We start from the raw sequence: 17,734 nt of genomic DNA on the forward strand, positions 1-17,734 counted from the left end.
TCCGAAGAAAAATATAGTATTTTAGTGGCGACAAAAGATCTATGCTACCCTCCCGCCCTAACCTTAAACGGAATGATACACGTATTGATAGCAGATGACCATTCGATAGTAAGACTTGGCATTAAACAAATAATCTGCTCCCTGCCTGGTAACATGCATGTTACAGAAGCAAAAACATTTGATGAAACCATTTCTTTTATTGAACAACAACATTTTGACCTGCTGGTACTGGACATTAATATGCCCGGCGGCAATAACCTGCAGATGATACAGGCGGTGAAGCTCCGCCAGCCTGACGTGCGGATACTGATTTGTTCCGCCTATGAAGAAATCATGTATGCACTGGGCTATCTGCAGACAGGCGCTGACGGCTATATTGAAAAAAACTCTCCGGACGATGACTTCAAAACCGCCATTAATAGTGTTTTGGCGGGAGAAAAGTACATCAGCAGAGCTGTCCGTGAACAACTGATCAACAAGTACACCAAACATCAGGACCACCGTCCCAATCCTTTCTCCGTACTTTCCGGCCGTGAGGTGGAAGTGATGAACCTGTTGACAAAAGGGCTTCCGCTGATAAAAATCGCGGAGATACTCCACTTGCAACTCACTACCGTGAGCACTTACAAAGCGCGCATTTTCGAGAAGACAGGCGTAAAAAATGTGATCGCTTTAGTGGAGAAAGCGCAGATGTACCAGGTGACTAGTCATTCCGGCGAAGTTGTAATGAAAGTATAGTGCCGCCGTCATCACCCGGACGGGCCTGGAGCCGGCCATTGATCATGGTCAGCAGTTCCTTTATCAGTACAAGGCCGATGCCTGTGCTGCCGGAATGTTCTGTGCCGTCATTTTCCGAATGATTAATCCAGTCTCTTACCGCTTGTGGCATTCCGCTGCCGGTGTCTGACACGTGGACCGTCAGTCCGTCCTCTCCGCCTTCGGCGGAAACTTCCACACTTCCGCGAACGGTATATTTTACAGCGTTGTCCAGCAGATTATGCAGCACCACGGCCAGCAGCAGTTTGTTGGCCACCACTCTTGTTCCGGGCGGAACACGGTTGATGAGCTGAATTCCTTTCGAATCGGACACCGGTTTAAAAATGGACATTTTTTCTTCTATCAGCCAGGGCAGATCAATAACCTCTTTAGTCAACTCGCCTGTCTGATAGGTGGTCCGCATATAATGTATCAGGTTGTCTACCAGATAATGCATGCGGTAAAGGCTTTCATAAGTGACCAGTTTTATTTCTTCATCCTGCAACCTGCCAGACGACTCCCCGTTATTATTGACGCGTAGCAGAAACCGCAAGGGAGTTTTAATATCGTGGGTAATAGCCGTGAGCAGATGCTTATGCATCAGGCTCTGCTTACGCAACATCTCGTCCGATTCCTGCAGGATGGTCATCGTTTCCTGCAATTTCTCAGTACGGTTAAATACTTTCAGCTCCAATAACCTGTTTTGCTCCTGGATACGCCTGATACGCAATTTGTACAGCACAAAGCCGAGACAGATTAAAACGCCCAATGCCAGCAACCGGAACCATCCGGTTTCATAGAATGCTTCCTCCACGCGGATAGTAATCGTCTTTTCAATATACTGGTCCCTGCCAAAACCTTTCAGCTTCCGTACACGGATACGATAATTCCCTGATGCCAGGGTAGACAATGTAATGGTCCTGTCGCTGCTCACCGGCAGCCATACCTGTTCTTCTTTCTGATCATCTTTCTCTAAACAATAATAAAAATAGAGGTTTCCCGGATCACCGAAATAAGGAGAGCTGACATGTAATCTGAAAGCCTTAAAGTTGTTCGGCAATTCAAAATGTTCACCGGGTTCGGTCAGTTTCAGGTTGTGCTCTACCCAGTCCACGAATATGTCTTTGTCCGGCATCTCCATTCGGATGGCGGATGGCGTAAACTGTACCAGCCCGTCGAGCGAGGGCAGCGAGATATCTCCATTGTCATATTTAAAGGCGCAGGGTTGGCAGCCTCCATTAAATTCGTTGGTATTAAAACCCTGGTCTTTGCCGAAATAATAGTAAAACAAATCACGCTGCTTCCCGTCCGCATAGTCCAGTACGTCCTGACGGCTAACACGGAACAGTCCTTTGTTGGTCGTGAGCCAGCAGTAACCATCCGTATCTTCTGTGACACAGTGCGTGGTGGACATATACCGCTTGCGGTCCAACGGCAGCGCTGTCAGCTTTTCATTGCGATAAAGAAAAACGCCTTTGTTGTAGGTACTTATCCATATTTCCCGCTGCCGGGGGATGTAGATACTGCGTATGCTTCCCTCTTCCAGTCCTTTAATAGTATCTGTATGGCCCGATGAAAGATGGACCCGGTATAATCCTTTGCTGGTGCCAACCCACATCAACCCGGGAATTTTTCCTTCTTTGATGAAGGTAACATCTTTCACGCCGGCTGGAACGTACTGTAGTCCCTGACTGGCATCGGCATTTTTCAGGTAATACAGTCCCGGAAATTTCCCTGCCGTCCACACTGTTCCCTGCGGGTCAACATAGACGGGGCCTATGAGATAAGGCAATTGGAATTTGTATAACTCCCGGCTGAAGTCCGGTGATATGCAGATCAGCGCAAAACCGCCCCGTCCCCAGTACCGGCCCTGTTTATCGCGCGCCAGGGCGTAATTTTCCAGCGAGCTTTCATTATTAAGAGACAATGGCTGCCAGGTATATTTGCCACTATGGCTGAAAACCAACCCTCTGCCTGTCACTACCGCGTCGCCGGGAAATGGCGCCTGTGCATAAAACACTTCCTCCCCGGAGACATTAGATTTATGAACGGTAAACTGTTGCCTGGTGCAAACGTATAGGCCTTTGGTAGAGCTGCCGAGGAAAACGCGGCTGTTCCGCTGATCGTAATAAATGGAGGTAATATAGGCCTGGTGTAAATCGAAGTCGCGTAGCACCAGTGAACCACGGATACGCCCCTCCGGTTCCGGCTGTAATACATAGCAGGCACGGTCGGTATATACGAAAACCTGGCGCGCCGCCAGATTCCAGAAAATATCCATTTTGCATTTGGCGAAGGCGGGGTCGGTCAACAGTTCTCCTGCGAGCGTTATCCTTGACGGCTTTTCCCGCTCCCATCCGATGAAGATCCCGTCTCTGTTCAGGTAAAAAAGCCGGCCACCGCTCACGAATAAACGCTGTACGTCCAGCTGTGGCTGTACAATGCGGTAATCCACATTGCCCTGTTTTACGTGGGAAATGGTATCACGGAATATAGAAAAATAACTGTCAGAGGTCTGTGGTATCACGATGGGACGTATTTTGGCGAAATGCGCTCCATAGTCGTCAGGCCATCCCCGGACGGGGTAATAATCATCTTTGGTATCTTTATATTGCTGGTATTGATATCCGGACAACTCTTTTCCTATATGCGTTACCGTGCTCTGCGAAACAGTCAGTATCTCCCCAACCTCGTTTTCCACCGAGATAGCGGTATCATTAGGGTAAATCCGTGCCATCCGGCTGCTTTTCAGCCCTGGCAGATTCTCGTTGCCGAAATTGAGGAAGTAGTTCCCGTCAAACCGCGTCAGGCCATTCTCTGTGGCCAGCCACAGGAAACCGTTCTTATCGGGCACAATGCCTTTGATGCTGTTTTGCGGCAAACCATCCTCATCTGTAAAACGTTTGGTAAAATAACGCGCTGTGTCTGCCGGAGCAGAAGACATTACCGGCAATATATGCAGTAAGCATAGGTGAAGGCAAAAAATAAGGCGCATTGAATAGTTTGATCCAGGACACACGACAATAGGAACAGGCTGAATTTTTCTTCGTTTATCCGGCAAAGATATAAATACGCCGTGAAATTAAAATCACATTAAAATTATATACCATCGTACCTGGGACGGGCGTCTTCCGGAGAAGTCAGGCTAAACACCGTTAACCGGCGCTTAGCCTGAAGGCTTCTGTCTAATCAATCTTTATACGGGAAATCTTGCCATCCAGGCCGTTATTACGGATGAAAGCCACCACCACCGTATCATCTTCATAGCTGCGCTCAAAGGTATCCACCGTGTACTCCGGCGACGTCCTTTTTACATTGACGATAGAGAAATCATCATTGGTGGCGCCGTCCGGCGAATCGTACACCGTTATCCGGCAGCCCTGACGCACGCCATAGAGCTTCATGGAGCGGATCTCGTCGTTTTTAACCGGACGAAAATTTTGTCCCGGAGTGTCTTCAACGGTCTGTACAATGTTCTGGGTGCCATTGTTACCTTCATAAAATACGATAATGCCCATAAAATAGAATTTTGAGGTAAATAATGAAGAAAAACAAAAAGGAGACATTTCTGTAGCTACAGAAAAAAACTGTGATAAAAGGATTGAAAATATGCCAACTACGGGGGATTAAATAGTCAGGACAACAAACTATAATAGATTGTTATTTTGAGAAATATGGGTTTTCTTTTGGGCCCTATCCTAGCGCTGTCAAGCATTACAACATGCCACGCCCTCACGCATTCACAGATTGAAGTTAATAAAAAAAATGAAACCCTCAAAAAATACGTACGGCATAAAATATGTTGCAGGCATAGGATGAAAACAATACAACCACCCAAAATAATTCATCGCACCGTTCACATTAACGGCCTGGATATTTTCTACCGCGAAGCCGGCGACCCCGCCCGTCCGGCCATATTGCTGATGCATGGGTTTCCCAGCTCCTCCCATATGTTCAGGAGATTACTGCCTGCACTGGCGCAGGCCGGCTACTACGTCATAGCGCCGGATTTCCCGGGATTCGGTTACAGCAGCTACCCGTCGGCCAACAGTTTCGCCTATACGTTTGAAAATATGGCCCGGGTGATATCGTCTTTTGTAACGGAAAAGCAGTTGCAGCAGTTCGCGCTGTACCTGCATGATTACGGTTCCACCATAGGCATGCGCGTGGCCCTGGAGCATCCCGAAAAAATCACCGCTCTCATTTTCCAGGATGGTAATTCCTACGAAGAAGGCCTCGGCAAAGAATGGGACGCGGCTAAAGCATACTGGGACAATCCTACTGCCGCCAACAGGGCACAATTACCCGAATGGCTAAACGCAGAAGGCACCCGTCAGCAGTATGTGGCCGGCGTACCGGAAGATCAGCTCCCGCTTTTCAGCCCGGACACCTGGACGCTGGACTGGGCGCTGATGGACCGCCCGGGCCATGTGGCTGCACAGTTTGCCCTGTTCGAAGACTACCGGCACAACAGAAAATACTTCCCGCAGTTCCGGGAATTTTTCCGTCGCACCCAACTCCCAACGCTGGTGATATGGGGTAAGCATGATGCTTATTTCAGTGTTGAAGAAGCAGCCTGTTACAAAAGAGACCTTCCCGATGCGGAAGTACACATTTTAGAAGCCGGACATAAAGCGCTGGAAAGCCATTTTGAAGACATCTGTCCGTTGATGCTGGACTTCCTGAAGCGGCGACTCAGCTAACGGTCACGTTTTCCAGCCGTGCACCCATTCCCTTCAGTGCGGCATAGGTAAGTTTGTCCATGGTGGCGCCATCGAAGTGGATGGTGCCGATAGCACGGTAGTATTTGTTCGTCAGTGCAAAAGCCGGACGGAATGAGACATTTTTGAGCGTTGCGCCTTTGAACACGGCATCATTCAGCAGGGCCCGGTCAAATTTGACGCCGATAAAGATCTGGCCGTCAAAACACTGGCCCCGCAGATCGGAACGCCTGAAATCCACGCCACTGAAGACACAGCGCTTAAAGACGGTTGTTCTGAGGTCGGTCATGTTCAGCTTCACATCCGTCAGCTTTACATCTGTAAATGTTGACCTTACCAGTTCTGACTTGCTGAAAACAGTCCGCACGAGAATGGAGTTGTCGAAACTTGTATCCGTGAGGTTAACGACAGACAACTTACAGTCTGTCAGATCGGCCCTATTAAAACAGGCCCCGGCCGCGTCGCAGGTGGTAAAGATGCTGCCAGTCAGGTCGGCACCTGTAAAATCCGCTCCGCGTAAACTGCTGGCGTGGAATTTTCGTTTAGGCGCCACGACACCGGCGAAATCTGTCCCCGCCAGGTCGGTCCCGGTGAAATCCGTCACCAGCGCCTGCTCTTCCCTGCCGGGAATTTTAGCTTCCACTGGTGCCATCGGCTCCGTATAGGCGACACTGTCAGTTGTCGCTTTAATCGTCGTCTCCGCCTTAGGGGATTCAAAATTCTCCGAGAAATAATTCAGGTCAACCCCCAGGATTTCGGCCAGCCGGTTGATGGTGAGGATATCAGGGAGGGATTCCCCACGTTCCCATTTGCCGACGGCCTGCGGACTGATAAACAACTGTTGGGCCAGCTGCGCCTGAGACATATTCGTCTCTTTTCTGGCCCTGGCGATTTTGCTGCCAATATTTTTAGCTTCCATGGATACTGCTTTTCGCAGCAAAGATAACCCGGTTCCGGGTCAATACCGTAAAACAGCGGCACCTGTTGGTGGTAATGACATTACCTGCTGTTGTATCTGACAACTACTGGTGGTATTTTCCTAAAAGGGAGCCGTCAGATCCCTCTGTCCTGAAATTTATCCGGGACGTTATAGCTGCCGTTTTTAAAGGTAACGACCGTCTTTTCGAGCGGCACATTGCTGCTCATGCAACTGCCGGTGATGATCACCAGACGGTAGTTCTCTTCTCCCGCAACAGGTTGCATCTGCCATTTGTTGTAACTGCATTGCCCTGTGCCGGAACCATTTTCATAGCTGTTGTCGGTAACGAGTGAAAAAGCACTGCTGAGCCTATCATTGGAAAAAGCCAGCACATCGTCCCAGAAAACGTTGGAGCCCATATGGGTAATGCCGCCAACGATCACGATGCCCGTGCTGTGGCTGCTCAGCTTCACCAGTCCGTTGAAATAACCGGAGTTGCCGTACATGCCGCCACCGCCGGCATTCAGTTCGTGCGCCACATGTTGCCAGCTGCCGTTATTGTTTTTAAACAGCCAGATGTCCACCCAGCCGGAGGGCGGCGCACCACCGTCTTTGATTTCATTTCTGAAGGCGGCGAGGCAATAGGTGTTGCCATCCTGCCGGAAGAACTGCAGGGAGTCCAGTGAACGGCTCACTTTATCATTTGCTACCTCTGTGGGTACTGTATCGTAAACGGATTGGGTCAGCTGATTTATCTGCGCTTCCCCAAAATCGGCCTGTGCGGGCAGTAACTCCACCCGCTCCGCAAATGCCTGTTTGATTTCCTTCCGGATATCCTGCTTCAGGCGGTCCATGGATTTTTCAGTGTCCAGCTTTTCCAGGAAAAGCTTTACGATAGCAGCGGTTTTTGTATTGCCATGTTTTTGTACAAAGGAGAGATATTCGTCTTTATTCTCCTGGTCCAGCGATGTGATATCTTGCCCGTTTTCAAAAGACGGGGTATTATCCTGGCCGAAGAGATAATCTTCACAATACCGTTCGAAGCTTTCCCTGGCGCTGACAGCCAGGATACTGTTGGGATATGTTTCCTGGAACTGTTCCCAGTTCAGCGTCCGCTGGCCCACCTCATGAAAAGATACGCCCAGTCCTGCGTCCGCGCTGTACAAGACGGTATCTTCATCCGCATTCAGTTGCAGGTAACTGCGGTAGTCTGCCGGCAATGCATTCTTAAACAACTGCGTGTAAAAGGTGGGCACCGTCCGTAATTCCGTATAGCCTTCCCCGATACCCCAGGGTTCAATTCCGGCAGTCGCCAACAGGTCAACTGTCCGTTGTACGCTGTCCGGCGGCACTATCTTCTTCTTTTCTTCAGCATAGTAGTTGGCGTAATTGTCCAGCCATGCGGTTTCATTGTCAGACATGCCTGCCAGGGCGGTATCCACATATAGCGCCAGCGAATTGTATAGTTTCACTGCCGCTTCCGGACTGATGCCCGGGAGCTGTTGTGCGATCGATTTTCTTCTGCTGATGATACCATCAACATATGTTTTTGTAGATACTGCCTGCCTTTCTGCAGGCTTATTAGCAAGAGCATCCACTTTCGCTTTTTCTTTGGGGTTATTTTTTGTGTTGCCGCCATCACAGGCAGCCAGCAAAACAATGGAGCATAACAGGCCTGGCACCAGGCCTTTGAAAAATGAACAGTTCATAAGTATTTTAAGCCGTGAATAAGGTCGTAAGATACAGAAAGCGTGGCAAATAAACAGTGGAATCAGTAGCCCACGGCAGCTTTCCAGCTGCTGGTGTCCGTTAGCGCCTGCATGAAGGCGATCAGTGCTTTCTTGTCCTGCGGCGTCAGTCGCAGCTTTTCGGCGGGCAATGTCTGGTTGGGCGGCGCGATGCCCAGTCCGGCCCCACCTCCCTTGTCATAAAAGTCGATCACTGATTCCAGCGTAGGGAACACACCGTTATGCATATACGGAGCTGTGACCGCACTGTTGCGCACCGTCGGCGTTTTAAAAGCATAGCGGTGAATGCTGATCTTATACAGCACATACTTACCGGGGTCCTGGTCCAGCGGCGCATGTGGACGGGCACTTGCCGGTACGCCCAGCACTTCCGATTCCGGCTCTGCAAAATATGGTGGCGCCACCCCGCTGAACAGCGGCGCAAAATGGCAGGTGCCGCATTTACCCTTTCCCATGAAGATATTGAAGCCTTTCTTTTCCATCGTGTTGAGCGCGGTAGTGTCCCCGTTCATATATACATCGAAGCGTGACTGCAAACTGGTGAGCGACCGCAGGAAAGATGCCAGCGCATTGGCGATGTTTTCTTCCGTGATGCTGTTATGCCCTTCCGCAAAGGCTTTGGCGAACAGACGCACATAGGTGCTGTCTTTCTTCAGCGCATGGGCTGTCTGTTGCAGGGAGCCATTCATCTCCCGTTTATTGTGCACCACGTCAGACACCTGGTTTTCGAGGAAGATGGCGCGGGAATCATAGAACTGTTTCGACTGGAACGCGGCGTTCAGCAAGGTAGGCGTATTCCGGGCGATGAGCGCTTTGCCGTCCAGGTCCGTATTGCGCGCCATACCGTCTGTAAATGCTTTTGAGGCCTGGTGACAGGAAGCGCAGGAGCGCTGCAGGTTGCCCGACAGCATAGGGTCATAAAACAGCCGTTGCCCTAACTGTATCCTTCCGGCCGTAGGGTCTGACTCATAATTGGGCGAGTAACCGTTAACGTTATAGTACCGCATCGCAAAGAGGTGTGGGGCTTCAGGAGACAGTATCCTGCGTTCGGGCGGCAGTTGCAGGTGCAGTTGTTGTTGCAGCGCCAGCAGCGAGGCACTCAACGGATTGACGTAATGCGTAATAAAATGAAGCCGGTCAAATTCGTTGAAGCCCGGGTGTGCTGCCAGGTATTGCTGCGCCGCTTTAAAACGTGCCGTCACTGTCTGCCGGACGTTGCTGTCTGCCACATCGCGGGCGTACAGCGTAGCAGCGTATTCAACGCCTTTCAGCGCGGCAGCCGCTTCGGGCATGGACAGCTGCGCTATGGGTGAATCATAGCCGGAAATACCCAGGGCGATGATGCGGTATATCTCAAAGCGCATCGCATCAAACACGTAGGCATCCATAAAACCATAAGGGTCCGTCTGCGATTGCAAAGCGGTAAACTGTGCCCTGAGCGCTGTGACAACGGGCAGTAGTTCTTTGGATGCCGCACCCGGCGCCCACAGTTTTTCTTCGATCACCTGGAAACCCTGTGGCGGCAATATGTCCCGGGAATTCTCCCCGTCCGCAAAAGGCAATGCCGGTCCGTTGATATTCCGTATCACGTGCGGGTAATAATATTCCGTGAGAAATTCGGCCTGCTTGTATGCCAGCCGTGCGGAACGGAACAGTTGTCGCTGCGTGGAAACCGGTGCATGGGCGCGGACAGCCCCCTCCAATAGCTGAAGACTATGTTCCACCGCTCCCATCTGAAGACCGAAATATGTTTCCACTGCTGTAACAGGCGGGGGCTCGCGGCGTGGGTGCGTATAGGTTAGTGCGGCCAATAACAGTACAGTAATAATGCTTCTCATGGTTTTCCGGTAAATATTATCGAATGAGCTGTTCTATAACGGGGTTTCAGCATCTTCAGCCCGTCTGCCGGACCGGAGATAAAAGCATGCCTGCCTTTATCAATGCTGCTTAATAGCGGTAAGCACCCACCTCGTTCCTATAAACGCCCCAAACACTGCAAAAAAAGATTTCATAAGAAGTTAACGGGTGTTTTAGATTAACTATTGTAAAATATGAAAATTATAATTAATTTCATTACCGGAACCATGAGGAGAATTTTTTGATTGATGAACCGGGAAATTCGGATGCAGCGATGATCCCTGAAATCAAAAAATCTCAAACTTATATTGCGGACCCTGTAATGAAGCAGTAATGCGCGCCCCGGAAACCCAGCGCTTCATTCTCAACCTTTTCTGTATAAGCCGTTAAATCCAATTCACCTTCAATCTAAATCGAACCTTCAACATCCAAACACTTAAATCTCATCCCATGATCCCATGCTTGTCCTCTATTGCGAAATCGTGCATCCTTACCTGTTGCAGCGCCCTGTTGGGCCTGACATTACAGGCGCAGACCACACTGGTCCCTTTTGGTTCAACCTGGAAGTACCTTGACAACGGTTCCAACCAGGGCTCATCGTGGCGATCGGCCACGTTCAACGACGGTTCCTGGAAGAGCGGCCCCGCCGAACTGGGCTATGGCGACGGCGACGAATCCACTGTGGTCAGTTATGGCAGCAATGCCAACAGCAAGTACGTCACCACGTACTTCCGGAAACAGTTCACCCTCTCCGGCCTCAGCAACTACACCAGCTTCACCCTGGAATTCAGGAGAGACGATGGCATCGTGGTGTATGTGAACGGCACCGAAGTAAAAAGGGACAATATGCCTTCCGGCACTATCTCCTACAACACGTTGGCCTCCGCCGATGCCAGTGATGACGGCGCCTCCGTACAAACAGCCACGCTTCCCGTTTCCGCTTTTGTGGAAGGCAGCAACACCATCGCAGTGGAGATACACCAGCAGGTGGTCACCAGCAGCGATATCTCTTTTGACCTGCAACTGAAAGGCAATAGCGGCAGCTCCTCTGCGTCCGTGGTAAGAGGCCCTTACCTGCAAATGGGCAATCAGACAGCCGTCTCTATTCGCTGGCGCACCGCCGAAGCCAGCAACACCAAAGTGAAGTATGGCACCGTATACGGTAGCCTGACGGACAGCGTGGTAAACACCACCTCCTCCTCCGAACATGAGGTGAGGATCACCAATCTGCAGCCCGACACCCGCTATTATTACAGCATCGGCACCACTACCGCCGTACTGGAAGCAACCGATAAAAACTATTTCAATACCGCGCCTCCCGCCAATACCACCCGCAAAATCAGGATCGCTGCGTATGGTGACTGTGGCAACAATTCCAGCAACCAAACCAAAGTACGGGACGCCTACCTGAACTATGTAGGCACCGCACCTACCGACGTATGGCTGCTGCTCGGCGACAACGCCTATGATGGCGGGTTCGACAACGAATACCAAACCAACTTCTTTAATATCTACAAAGACAACCTGCTCAAAAACATCCTGCTGTTTCCCACGCCGGGCAACCACGATTATGATAATGATCCTTCGCGCCAGGATGACCATAATATCCCCTATCTCGCCAACTTCACCCTGCCCAAAAATGGTGAGTGCGGCGGCGTAGCCTCCGGCAAGGAAGAGTACTATTCATTTGATTACGGCGATATCCATTTTATCTGCCTGGATTCCTACGGAGAAGAAAACAACAAACGTTTTTACGATACCTCCTCCACACAGATACAGTGGCTCAAAAACGACCTGGCCGCCAATAACCGCAAATGGACCATCGCGTACTGGCACCATCCGCCATACACCATGGGCAGCCATAATTCCGATACAGAAAGTGAACTGGTGAAAGTAAGACAGAACCTGATCCGCATACTGGAACGTTATGGGGTAGACCTGATCCTCAATGGGCACAGCCACGACTACGAACGTTCCTACTTCATCCGCGGGCACTACGGACTGGAAAACACTTTCTCCCTGACGACGCACGCTGTCAGCAAGAGCAGCGCCAAATACGACAGTACCACCAGCTCCTGCCCCTACATCACTTCGTCTGCCAAAACAAACCATGGCACCGTGTACGTAGTGGCCGGTTCTGCCGGACAGGTAGGCGGCACTTCTTCTTCGTTCCCCCATGCCAGTTCCTATTACGCCAACGCCACTACCGGCGGCTCACTGGTACTGGAAATAGAAGGCAACAGATTGGATGCGAAGTTCATCGCAGCGGATAAAACGATCAAAGACCGTTTCACCATGATGAAAGACGTTAACAAAACAACGGTGGTGAATGCTACTGCCGGTCAACCGCTGACCCTTAGCGCCTCCTGGCCCGGCAACTACAAATGGGACGATGGCTCTTCCAGCCGCACCAGGACCGTAACACCCAACAGCACCACCGTATATACCGTTTCCGATAACGCTACGCCCACTATCTGTGTGACCGATACCTTCAAAGTGGTGACCGGTACCCTGATGGCCACCAGCGCCGTTACCGAAAACAAAACAACGGCGGCGCCTTCCTCCTTCTCGGTTAAAGTATATCCTAATCCATCGCCCAATAATAAATTACAGGTAGAAATCAGCAGCAAACAGCAGCAACCGGTGAGATACAGCATCGTAGACCTCTCCGGCAGGAAGATACAGGAAAATGTATGGCAGGTAGCTTCAGGCACTTCCACACAAACCATCACGCTGCCCCGTGGAAATTATGTCCTCACCCTCATCAATACTAACGGTGAACGGCAAACGCAGCAGCTCGTCGTAGAATAATCCATACTTTTTATCATAAAAAATCCCGGGGCATGTAAATAATGCCCCGGGATTTTTATTTGTCATGCCGCGGCTGACGTTATCCGCCAATGGGGGTAGCCGCATGTATAAATGTAGGCCTGCTGAAAGTATAAAAAGGCTGAAAGAAACACCAGATACGTTTGGAGCCATGTGAACGGAACACCTGTGTGGTATTGTTGGGATTGGCTATAGAAAAGCTGATCGTAGCATTATTTACATCCGGGAAGTTAGGGTCGTAAATTTTAAGGGAGAGGTCTGTTCCATCCAGCTCATAGCCATATACCAGCACCACATGGTTTTCACCCAGGTCGGCAGGGTTGAGGGATTTTGTTTGTACCAGTGCGAGGGGCACCAGCTGGTTGCTGTCCAGTTTACGCTGCATTTTAGGCCATTCATCTTTGATCATGCGCCAGGCCCTGCCGCGTGGCGCCAGCCCTATCTTGCTCATATCCGTTTCATGGTCCGGCAGGGCAGGGTTCATCAAAGCCATATAGGTAGTGATGCCGCCAGGCAGGTTGAAGCTGGTGATAAAGCGGTCCACCAGGTAGTTGTACATAGCGCCACCACAGGGAGACGTGGTGGTGGCCGGCGGCAGCATTTTACTTTCAAAGAGGTCACGTACTACGAACACCATGCCACCGCATACGCCGTTTGAAGCGTTGCCAATGGGTATCTTGATATTGCCGACGGGAATGGGCGGTATCAGGTTAAACAGCGGGCAGTCCGGAAACCGGCTGTTGCTGAAGTGAAAAGCGTTGACGCTGGGTGTAAATCCGGGCACGCTGTGTTGTCTTATCCAGGTGTCGGACGACCATAACGCTTTACCGTTGGCATCATATATCACCAGATTGCCGTCGTCCTGTAATATCAGCCAGGCGCCGTAGTGGCGGTCTGTGCCCGTGTCCCATACATAGCTGTGGCCTGGACCGTACATCACGAGGTTGCCATCCTGCTGCATTTCCAGTATGTCCACCTGGCGGCCGTCGGTATTGGAAGCCCAGCGGGGTTTGTTGCCGGTGCGGTACAGCACCAGGTTGCCGTCGCCTTGAAGTATTAAAGTAGTTTTTCCGTTGGGGGCGGTCAATGTTCCGCCAACAGGGAGCGATTGTCCCGGTAGAAGCCTGTCCATAAAGGGGGTTAATTTAATTAGTGTGGTTAAATAAAGTCATTTGAGGTTAACCGGTTAATGACAGTACAAAAGTAGTCGTCCGCCGGCATGCCGGTAAGCGTAGAAACAGCGATTTTGATAACTCAGTAGATGTACGTAGCTGCTACCTCCCCTTCCGTTGCAGCATAAGAAAACAAATCCACTAAAATAAAAAGTACTTTGTATTTCAAAGTATATTCATATTTTCGTATGGCCATTCTAAACAACATGCTATGAAAATAGATATTATCATCGCGTATGTACAGCGATACGAATTCGGCCATGAGTACGATTTTGTACCACCGATCACCGGTATACACCTGGCGGCCATTACCCCGGCGGCGCATACGGTGAATGTATATCACCAGCAGGTGGACAAGATCAATACCGACACGGACGCCGATTTGATCGCCATCTCCTTCTTCAGCGGTTTTGCCATGGCCGCGTATACGCTGGCCGTGGAGTTCAGGAAAAAGGGGAAAACAGTGGTGGCCGGCGGCCCGCATGTGACGTACTGTCAAACAGAAGCGCTGGAATATTTCGATGCCATCGTTACCGGCGAAGCGGAGAACGTATGGCCGCAGCTGATCAACGATGCAGCGGCAGGCCAACTGAAACGGCTATACGCCGGCAGTCCCTGCGACATGCAGGACCTCCCCACGCCCAGGTACGACTTGCTGCCCAACAAGTTCTTCATCCGTAAAGTCATCCAGGCCACCAGGGGCTGCCCCTTCTCCTGCTCTTTCTGTACCGTTCCCTCGCTCAACCCCGGCTTCCGGCTGAGGCCTGTCAAAGATGTACTGCGCGATGCAGGATACGATCAATTCGATTACTGGTGGCAACGGAAAATAGTCTGGTTCTGGGACGACAACCTCACCATCCGGCGCCCCTATATCCGGGAACTATTACAGGAAATGATCCCATTGAAAAAATGGTGGCTCACGCAGGCCAGTATGGACATCGCTAAGGACCCGGAACTGCTGGACCTGATGAAGGCTTCCGGCTGCATCGGTGTTTTCCTTGGCATCGAATCGTTCGGGACAGACTCCCTCGCCGACGCCAACAAGCGGCAAAATAAAATCGCGCACTACAGCGCCGCGGTGAAAGCCATCCGCCAGCGCGGCATAGCGGTGATGGCAGGCTTCATCGCCGGTTTCGATCATGATGATGAACAAAGCATCGTCCGCATGGCCGATCAGCTCATGGAGATAGGCATAGACGTTCCTTTCCTGAGCATCATGACGCCATTCAGAGGCACGCCCATCTATCACACGTTAAAAAAAGAAGACAGAATACTGGAAGACAGAAACTGGAATTTTTATAACGGCTATAACGTTGCCTTTACACCGAAAAAAATCGATGCCGAACAATTGTTGCGCGCCCACAGAACGTTATGGAAAAAATCTTTTTCGCCCTGGTACGCCGGCAGACGGATACTACGCGGGATATTCACCCTCAGATGGGGAGCGTTGCTGCTGTCGGTGTTTATGAATAGTTTCTACTCCTGTAAACGCATGAGGAAAAACTATCCGATCGATATGACGAAACGAAAAAACGGTGTAAACACCGTAGCACCGGTGCCGCGCCAGGAAAGGGAAAACAGCGGGCTGGCAGTACCCGCTTAACGCATGCCCTGAATTCAAGCGGTGTTTTCAGTTGCAGCAAAGTCATCGGGAGGAAAAACAATCATAATTCTTTAATTTTATTTCAGACCATAAAACCCTCCCGTTATGACTGTAGAACAAATCGCCGCGCGCCTGGCAGAGCTTTGCCGGCAAGAACAGTTCAGTGTTGCGCAAAAAGAACTGTATGCAGATGACGCCGTCAGCATAGAGCCTCATGACATCCCTGGTTTCGACCGTGAAACCAAGGGACTGGCAGCGCTGAAGGAGAAAGACAGAAAATTCAACGCTATGCTCGAAGCCCGGTACGGCACTACTGTTTCCACACCACTGGTTGCCGGCAATGCCATTGCCTTTGTGCTGACCATGGACATTAAAATGCAGGGCAGGGAGCGGGAAAGCGTACGTGAACTTTGTGTGTACCAGGTAAAAGACGGCAAGATCATTTCAGAACAGTTCTTTATATGATTGAATGCCCTGCGGGGCATTTAATATTTAACCCGGGATGATATTGCTGCCCAACCTCCTTCCACGCGGCCACGCCGCAGCAACTGACGAATCCCTGAAGTACGCCACCCATCTGCTATCCGGCAATATCACCAAATTGTCAGGTTCTGCTGATGGTATAGGATTATTCTGAAGTTATCAATAACTTACTATTGATCGACCGTTTATCTGCCCCTACGAAACCCAACATCTGATGAGACACCCAAACCCGTTATGCATTGCACTCAGTGCCGTTTCTCTTTTCATTTTTTCTGCCTGTAGCAAATCATCACTCACCGGACCACAGGGACCCGGACAAACCACGTTAGCCACCGAAAAACAGGTAGCAGTCGCCTCCACCACGCCAGTCGGCACCGTTATTTATACCAGCAATGGGTACAAACTGACGTTTACCAATAATGCCGGTAATTTTGACGATGCCACCCGTCAAAAATTCGTGGACATGTACTTTAGTATTTATCCCACGTTGCTAAATCGATTTTACACAGGCGCTTCCAAACAGGTAACATTTGTCATTGATCCCAGCTACAACGGTGTGGCCTATACGTCAGGCACCACGGTGACCTACAGCGCCGCCTGGATGGCCAATCATCCGCAGGATGTGGATGTGCTCACCCATGAAGTAATGCACATCGTGCAGGCCTATACCGGCGGTACGCCCGGCTGGCTGACAGAAGGCATCGCAGACTATGTACGCTATAAATATGGTGTGAACAACGGTCCTGCGGGCTGGTCGCTCCCCGCCTGGTCTTCTTCCCAGTCCTATACAGACGCATACCGCGTAACAGCGCGCTTCCTCGTATGGCTGGAACGGCATGTGAGGGCCACCATTGTGGACGACCTGAACACGGCGCTGCGCAACAAGACCTATTCCGCCAATACATGGAACCAGCTCACCGGCAAATCAGTAGACCAACTGTGGACAGACTACTCCAATAATCCGGCTTTATAATCCAGGGAAAGATATCATAGCATTGCCGTTATTATTCTCTAACCAGGGAATGATGAACAGTCGATCAACTATTCAGGCAATGATATGTATTACAGGTTACCGGCAGCCCTGTAAGGCCTGGCCGGTAACCCTGCATCATAGTGCTTATATTTTTTGCGTGTTCTGAGGCTTCGCCAGCATACCTTTGGCGATGAGGTCTTCTGCGTTCATCTCCAGAATGAGATCACCGGTGATAACGCCATTCGACAACAACAGATGACCATCCATATTCCCGGCATAGGGAGCGTCCGCTGCCACGCCATAAAAGGCCCCTCTGCAGGCGCCAATGGACACCTCGGTCAGGTCTACCGGGTTTCCGCTCTGGTCCATCAACCGGCTTGTGCCGGCAGCGAGGTCCTTTGCCTTCATGAGCTGCCCGGTGTTTAACAGAAACAACTGATTTAGACCGGTCACCATCACTCTGCCATTATTAAAGTGAATCCAGACTGCCATACTTTCACTAACGCCCATGTCCATACGCACTGTGCGCGTTTGCCAGGAAAATACATGACCGTTCAGACTGGCGGCTTGTAGCTGGTTTCCCTCTTGTAACTCCTCCACAAACACTGGTCCCTGCGGGGTGGCAATATCGGTGCTTTGAAGATAAGACATAAGTATATAGTTTATTTGGTTA

General features: G+C 50.6%; 13 protein-coding genes. 6 read left to right on the forward strand and 7 right to left on the reverse strand.

The annotated features are described in order from the left end of the window. Positions 1–72: 72 nt before the first annotated feature. On the forward strand, positions 73–738 hold the full coding sequence (locus ACTJJS_RS29875) for a response regulator transcription factor (protein ID WP_343745865.1): 666 nt from the start codon (positions 73–75) through the stop codon (positions 736–738). Here the strand turns inward: ACTJJS_RS29875 and ACTJJS_RS29880 are convergent. Together ACTJJS_RS29880 and ACTJJS_RS29885 are read right to left on the reverse strand one after the other, a co-directional pair. Next, a complete protein-coding gene (locus ACTJJS_RS29880; protein ID WP_440667348.1) occupies positions 704–3,700 on the reverse strand; it encodes an ATP-binding protein in 2,997 nt (998 codons plus the stop codon). The two genes, ACTJJS_RS29875 and ACTJJS_RS29880, sit on opposite strands and share 35 nt — an antisense overlap. A gap of 241 nt (positions 3,701–3,941) precedes the next feature. After that, positions 3,942–4,274: a hypothetical protein gene (locus ACTJJS_RS29885; RefSeq protein ID WP_440667349.1), complete on the reverse strand. Its 333-nt coding sequence runs from the start codon at positions 4,272–4,274 to the stop codon at positions 3,942–3,944. A gap of 297 nt (positions 4,275–4,571) precedes the next feature. On the opposite strand from ACTJJS_RS29885, the gene ACTJJS_RS29890 reads away from it, so the two are divergent. Then, a complete protein-coding gene (locus ACTJJS_RS29890) occupies positions 4,572–5,459 on the forward strand; it encodes an alpha/beta fold hydrolase (protein ID WP_440667351.1) in 888 nt (295 codons plus the stop codon). Here ACTJJS_RS29890 and ACTJJS_RS29895 read toward each other — a convergent pair. The 3 genes from ACTJJS_RS29895 to ACTJJS_RS29905 all read right to left on the reverse strand — a co-directional run bounded on the left by ACTJJS_RS29895 (position 5,452) and on the right by ACTJJS_RS29905 (position 9,982). Next, the gene (locus ACTJJS_RS29895; protein ID WP_440667353.1) at positions 5,452–6,396 is read right to left on the reverse strand and encodes a pentapeptide repeat-containing protein; all 945 of its coding nucleotides are present in this window, start codon (positions 6,394–6,396) and stop codon (positions 5,452–5,454) included. The two genes, ACTJJS_RS29890 and ACTJJS_RS29895, sit on opposite strands and share 8 nt — an antisense overlap. A 134-nt stretch (positions 6,397–6,530) precedes the next feature. Then, complete coding sequence (locus tag ACTJJS_RS29900; protein ID WP_440667355.1) at positions 6,531–8,105, reverse strand: hypothetical protein; 1,575 nt, start codon at positions 8,103–8,105, stop codon at positions 6,531–6,533. Positions 8,106–8,167: 62 nt separating this feature from the next. Then, complete coding sequence (locus ACTJJS_RS29905) at positions 8,168–9,982, reverse strand: cytochrome c peroxidase (protein ID WP_440667356.1); 1,815 nt, start codon at positions 9,980–9,982, stop codon at positions 8,168–8,170. Between the two features lie 469 nt (positions 9,983–10,451). Between ACTJJS_RS29905 and ACTJJS_RS29910 the strand changes: the two genes are divergently transcribed. After that, positions 10,452–12,812 carry a metallophosphoesterase gene (locus ACTJJS_RS29910; protein ID WP_440667358.1) on the forward strand — a complete coding sequence of 787 codons (2,361 nt, stop codon included), beginning with the start codon at positions 10,452–10,454 and terminating at the stop codon, positions 12,810–12,812. A 79-nt stretch (positions 12,813–12,891) separates the two neighbouring features. On the opposite strand, the gene ACTJJS_RS29915 is transcribed toward ACTJJS_RS29910, so the two are convergent. After that, on the reverse strand, positions 12,892–13,962 hold the full coding sequence (locus tag ACTJJS_RS29915; protein ID WP_440667359.1) for a hypothetical protein: 1,071 nt from the start codon (positions 13,960–13,962) through the stop codon (positions 12,892–12,894). Positions 13,963–14,213: 251 nt separating this feature from the next. On the opposite strand from ACTJJS_RS29915, the gene ACTJJS_RS29920 reads away from it, so the two are divergent. The 3 genes from ACTJJS_RS29920 to ACTJJS_RS29930 all read left to right on the forward strand — a co-directional run bounded on the left by ACTJJS_RS29920 (position 14,214) and on the right by ACTJJS_RS29930 (position 17,061). Continuing rightward, complete coding sequence (locus ACTJJS_RS29920; protein WP_440667360.1) at positions 14,214–15,605, forward strand: B12-binding domain-containing radical SAM protein; 1,392 nt, start codon at positions 14,214–14,216, stop codon at positions 15,603–15,605. Positions 15,606–15,710: 105 nt separating this feature from the next. Beyond that, positions 15,711–16,070, forward strand: coding sequence for a SnoaL-like domain-containing protein (locus ACTJJS_RS29925; protein ID WP_440667361.1), 360 nt, complete (start codon positions 15,711–15,713; stop codon positions 16,068–16,070). Positions 16,071–16,302: 232 nt separating this feature from the next. Then, positions 16,303–17,061, forward strand: a complete 759-nt coding sequence (locus ACTJJS_RS29930) for a basic secretory protein-like protein (RefSeq protein WP_440667363.1) — start codon at positions 16,303–16,305, stop codon at positions 17,059–17,061. Between the two features lie 144 nt (positions 17,062–17,205). On the opposite strand, the gene ACTJJS_RS29935 is transcribed toward ACTJJS_RS29930, so the two are convergent. Further along, positions 17,206–17,712 (reverse strand): hypothetical protein, encoded by a 507-nt coding sequence (locus ACTJJS_RS29935; protein WP_440667364.1) that lies wholly within the window; start codon positions 17,710–17,712, stop codon positions 17,206–17,208. Positions 17,713–17,734 lie beyond the last annotated feature (22 nt).

The sequence above is a fragment of the Chitinophaga sp. 22308 genome, assembly GCF_052045305.1.
Classification (GTDB): domain Bacteria; phylum Bacteroidota; class Bacteroidia; order Chitinophagales; family Chitinophagaceae; genus Chitinophaga; species Chitinophaga varians_A.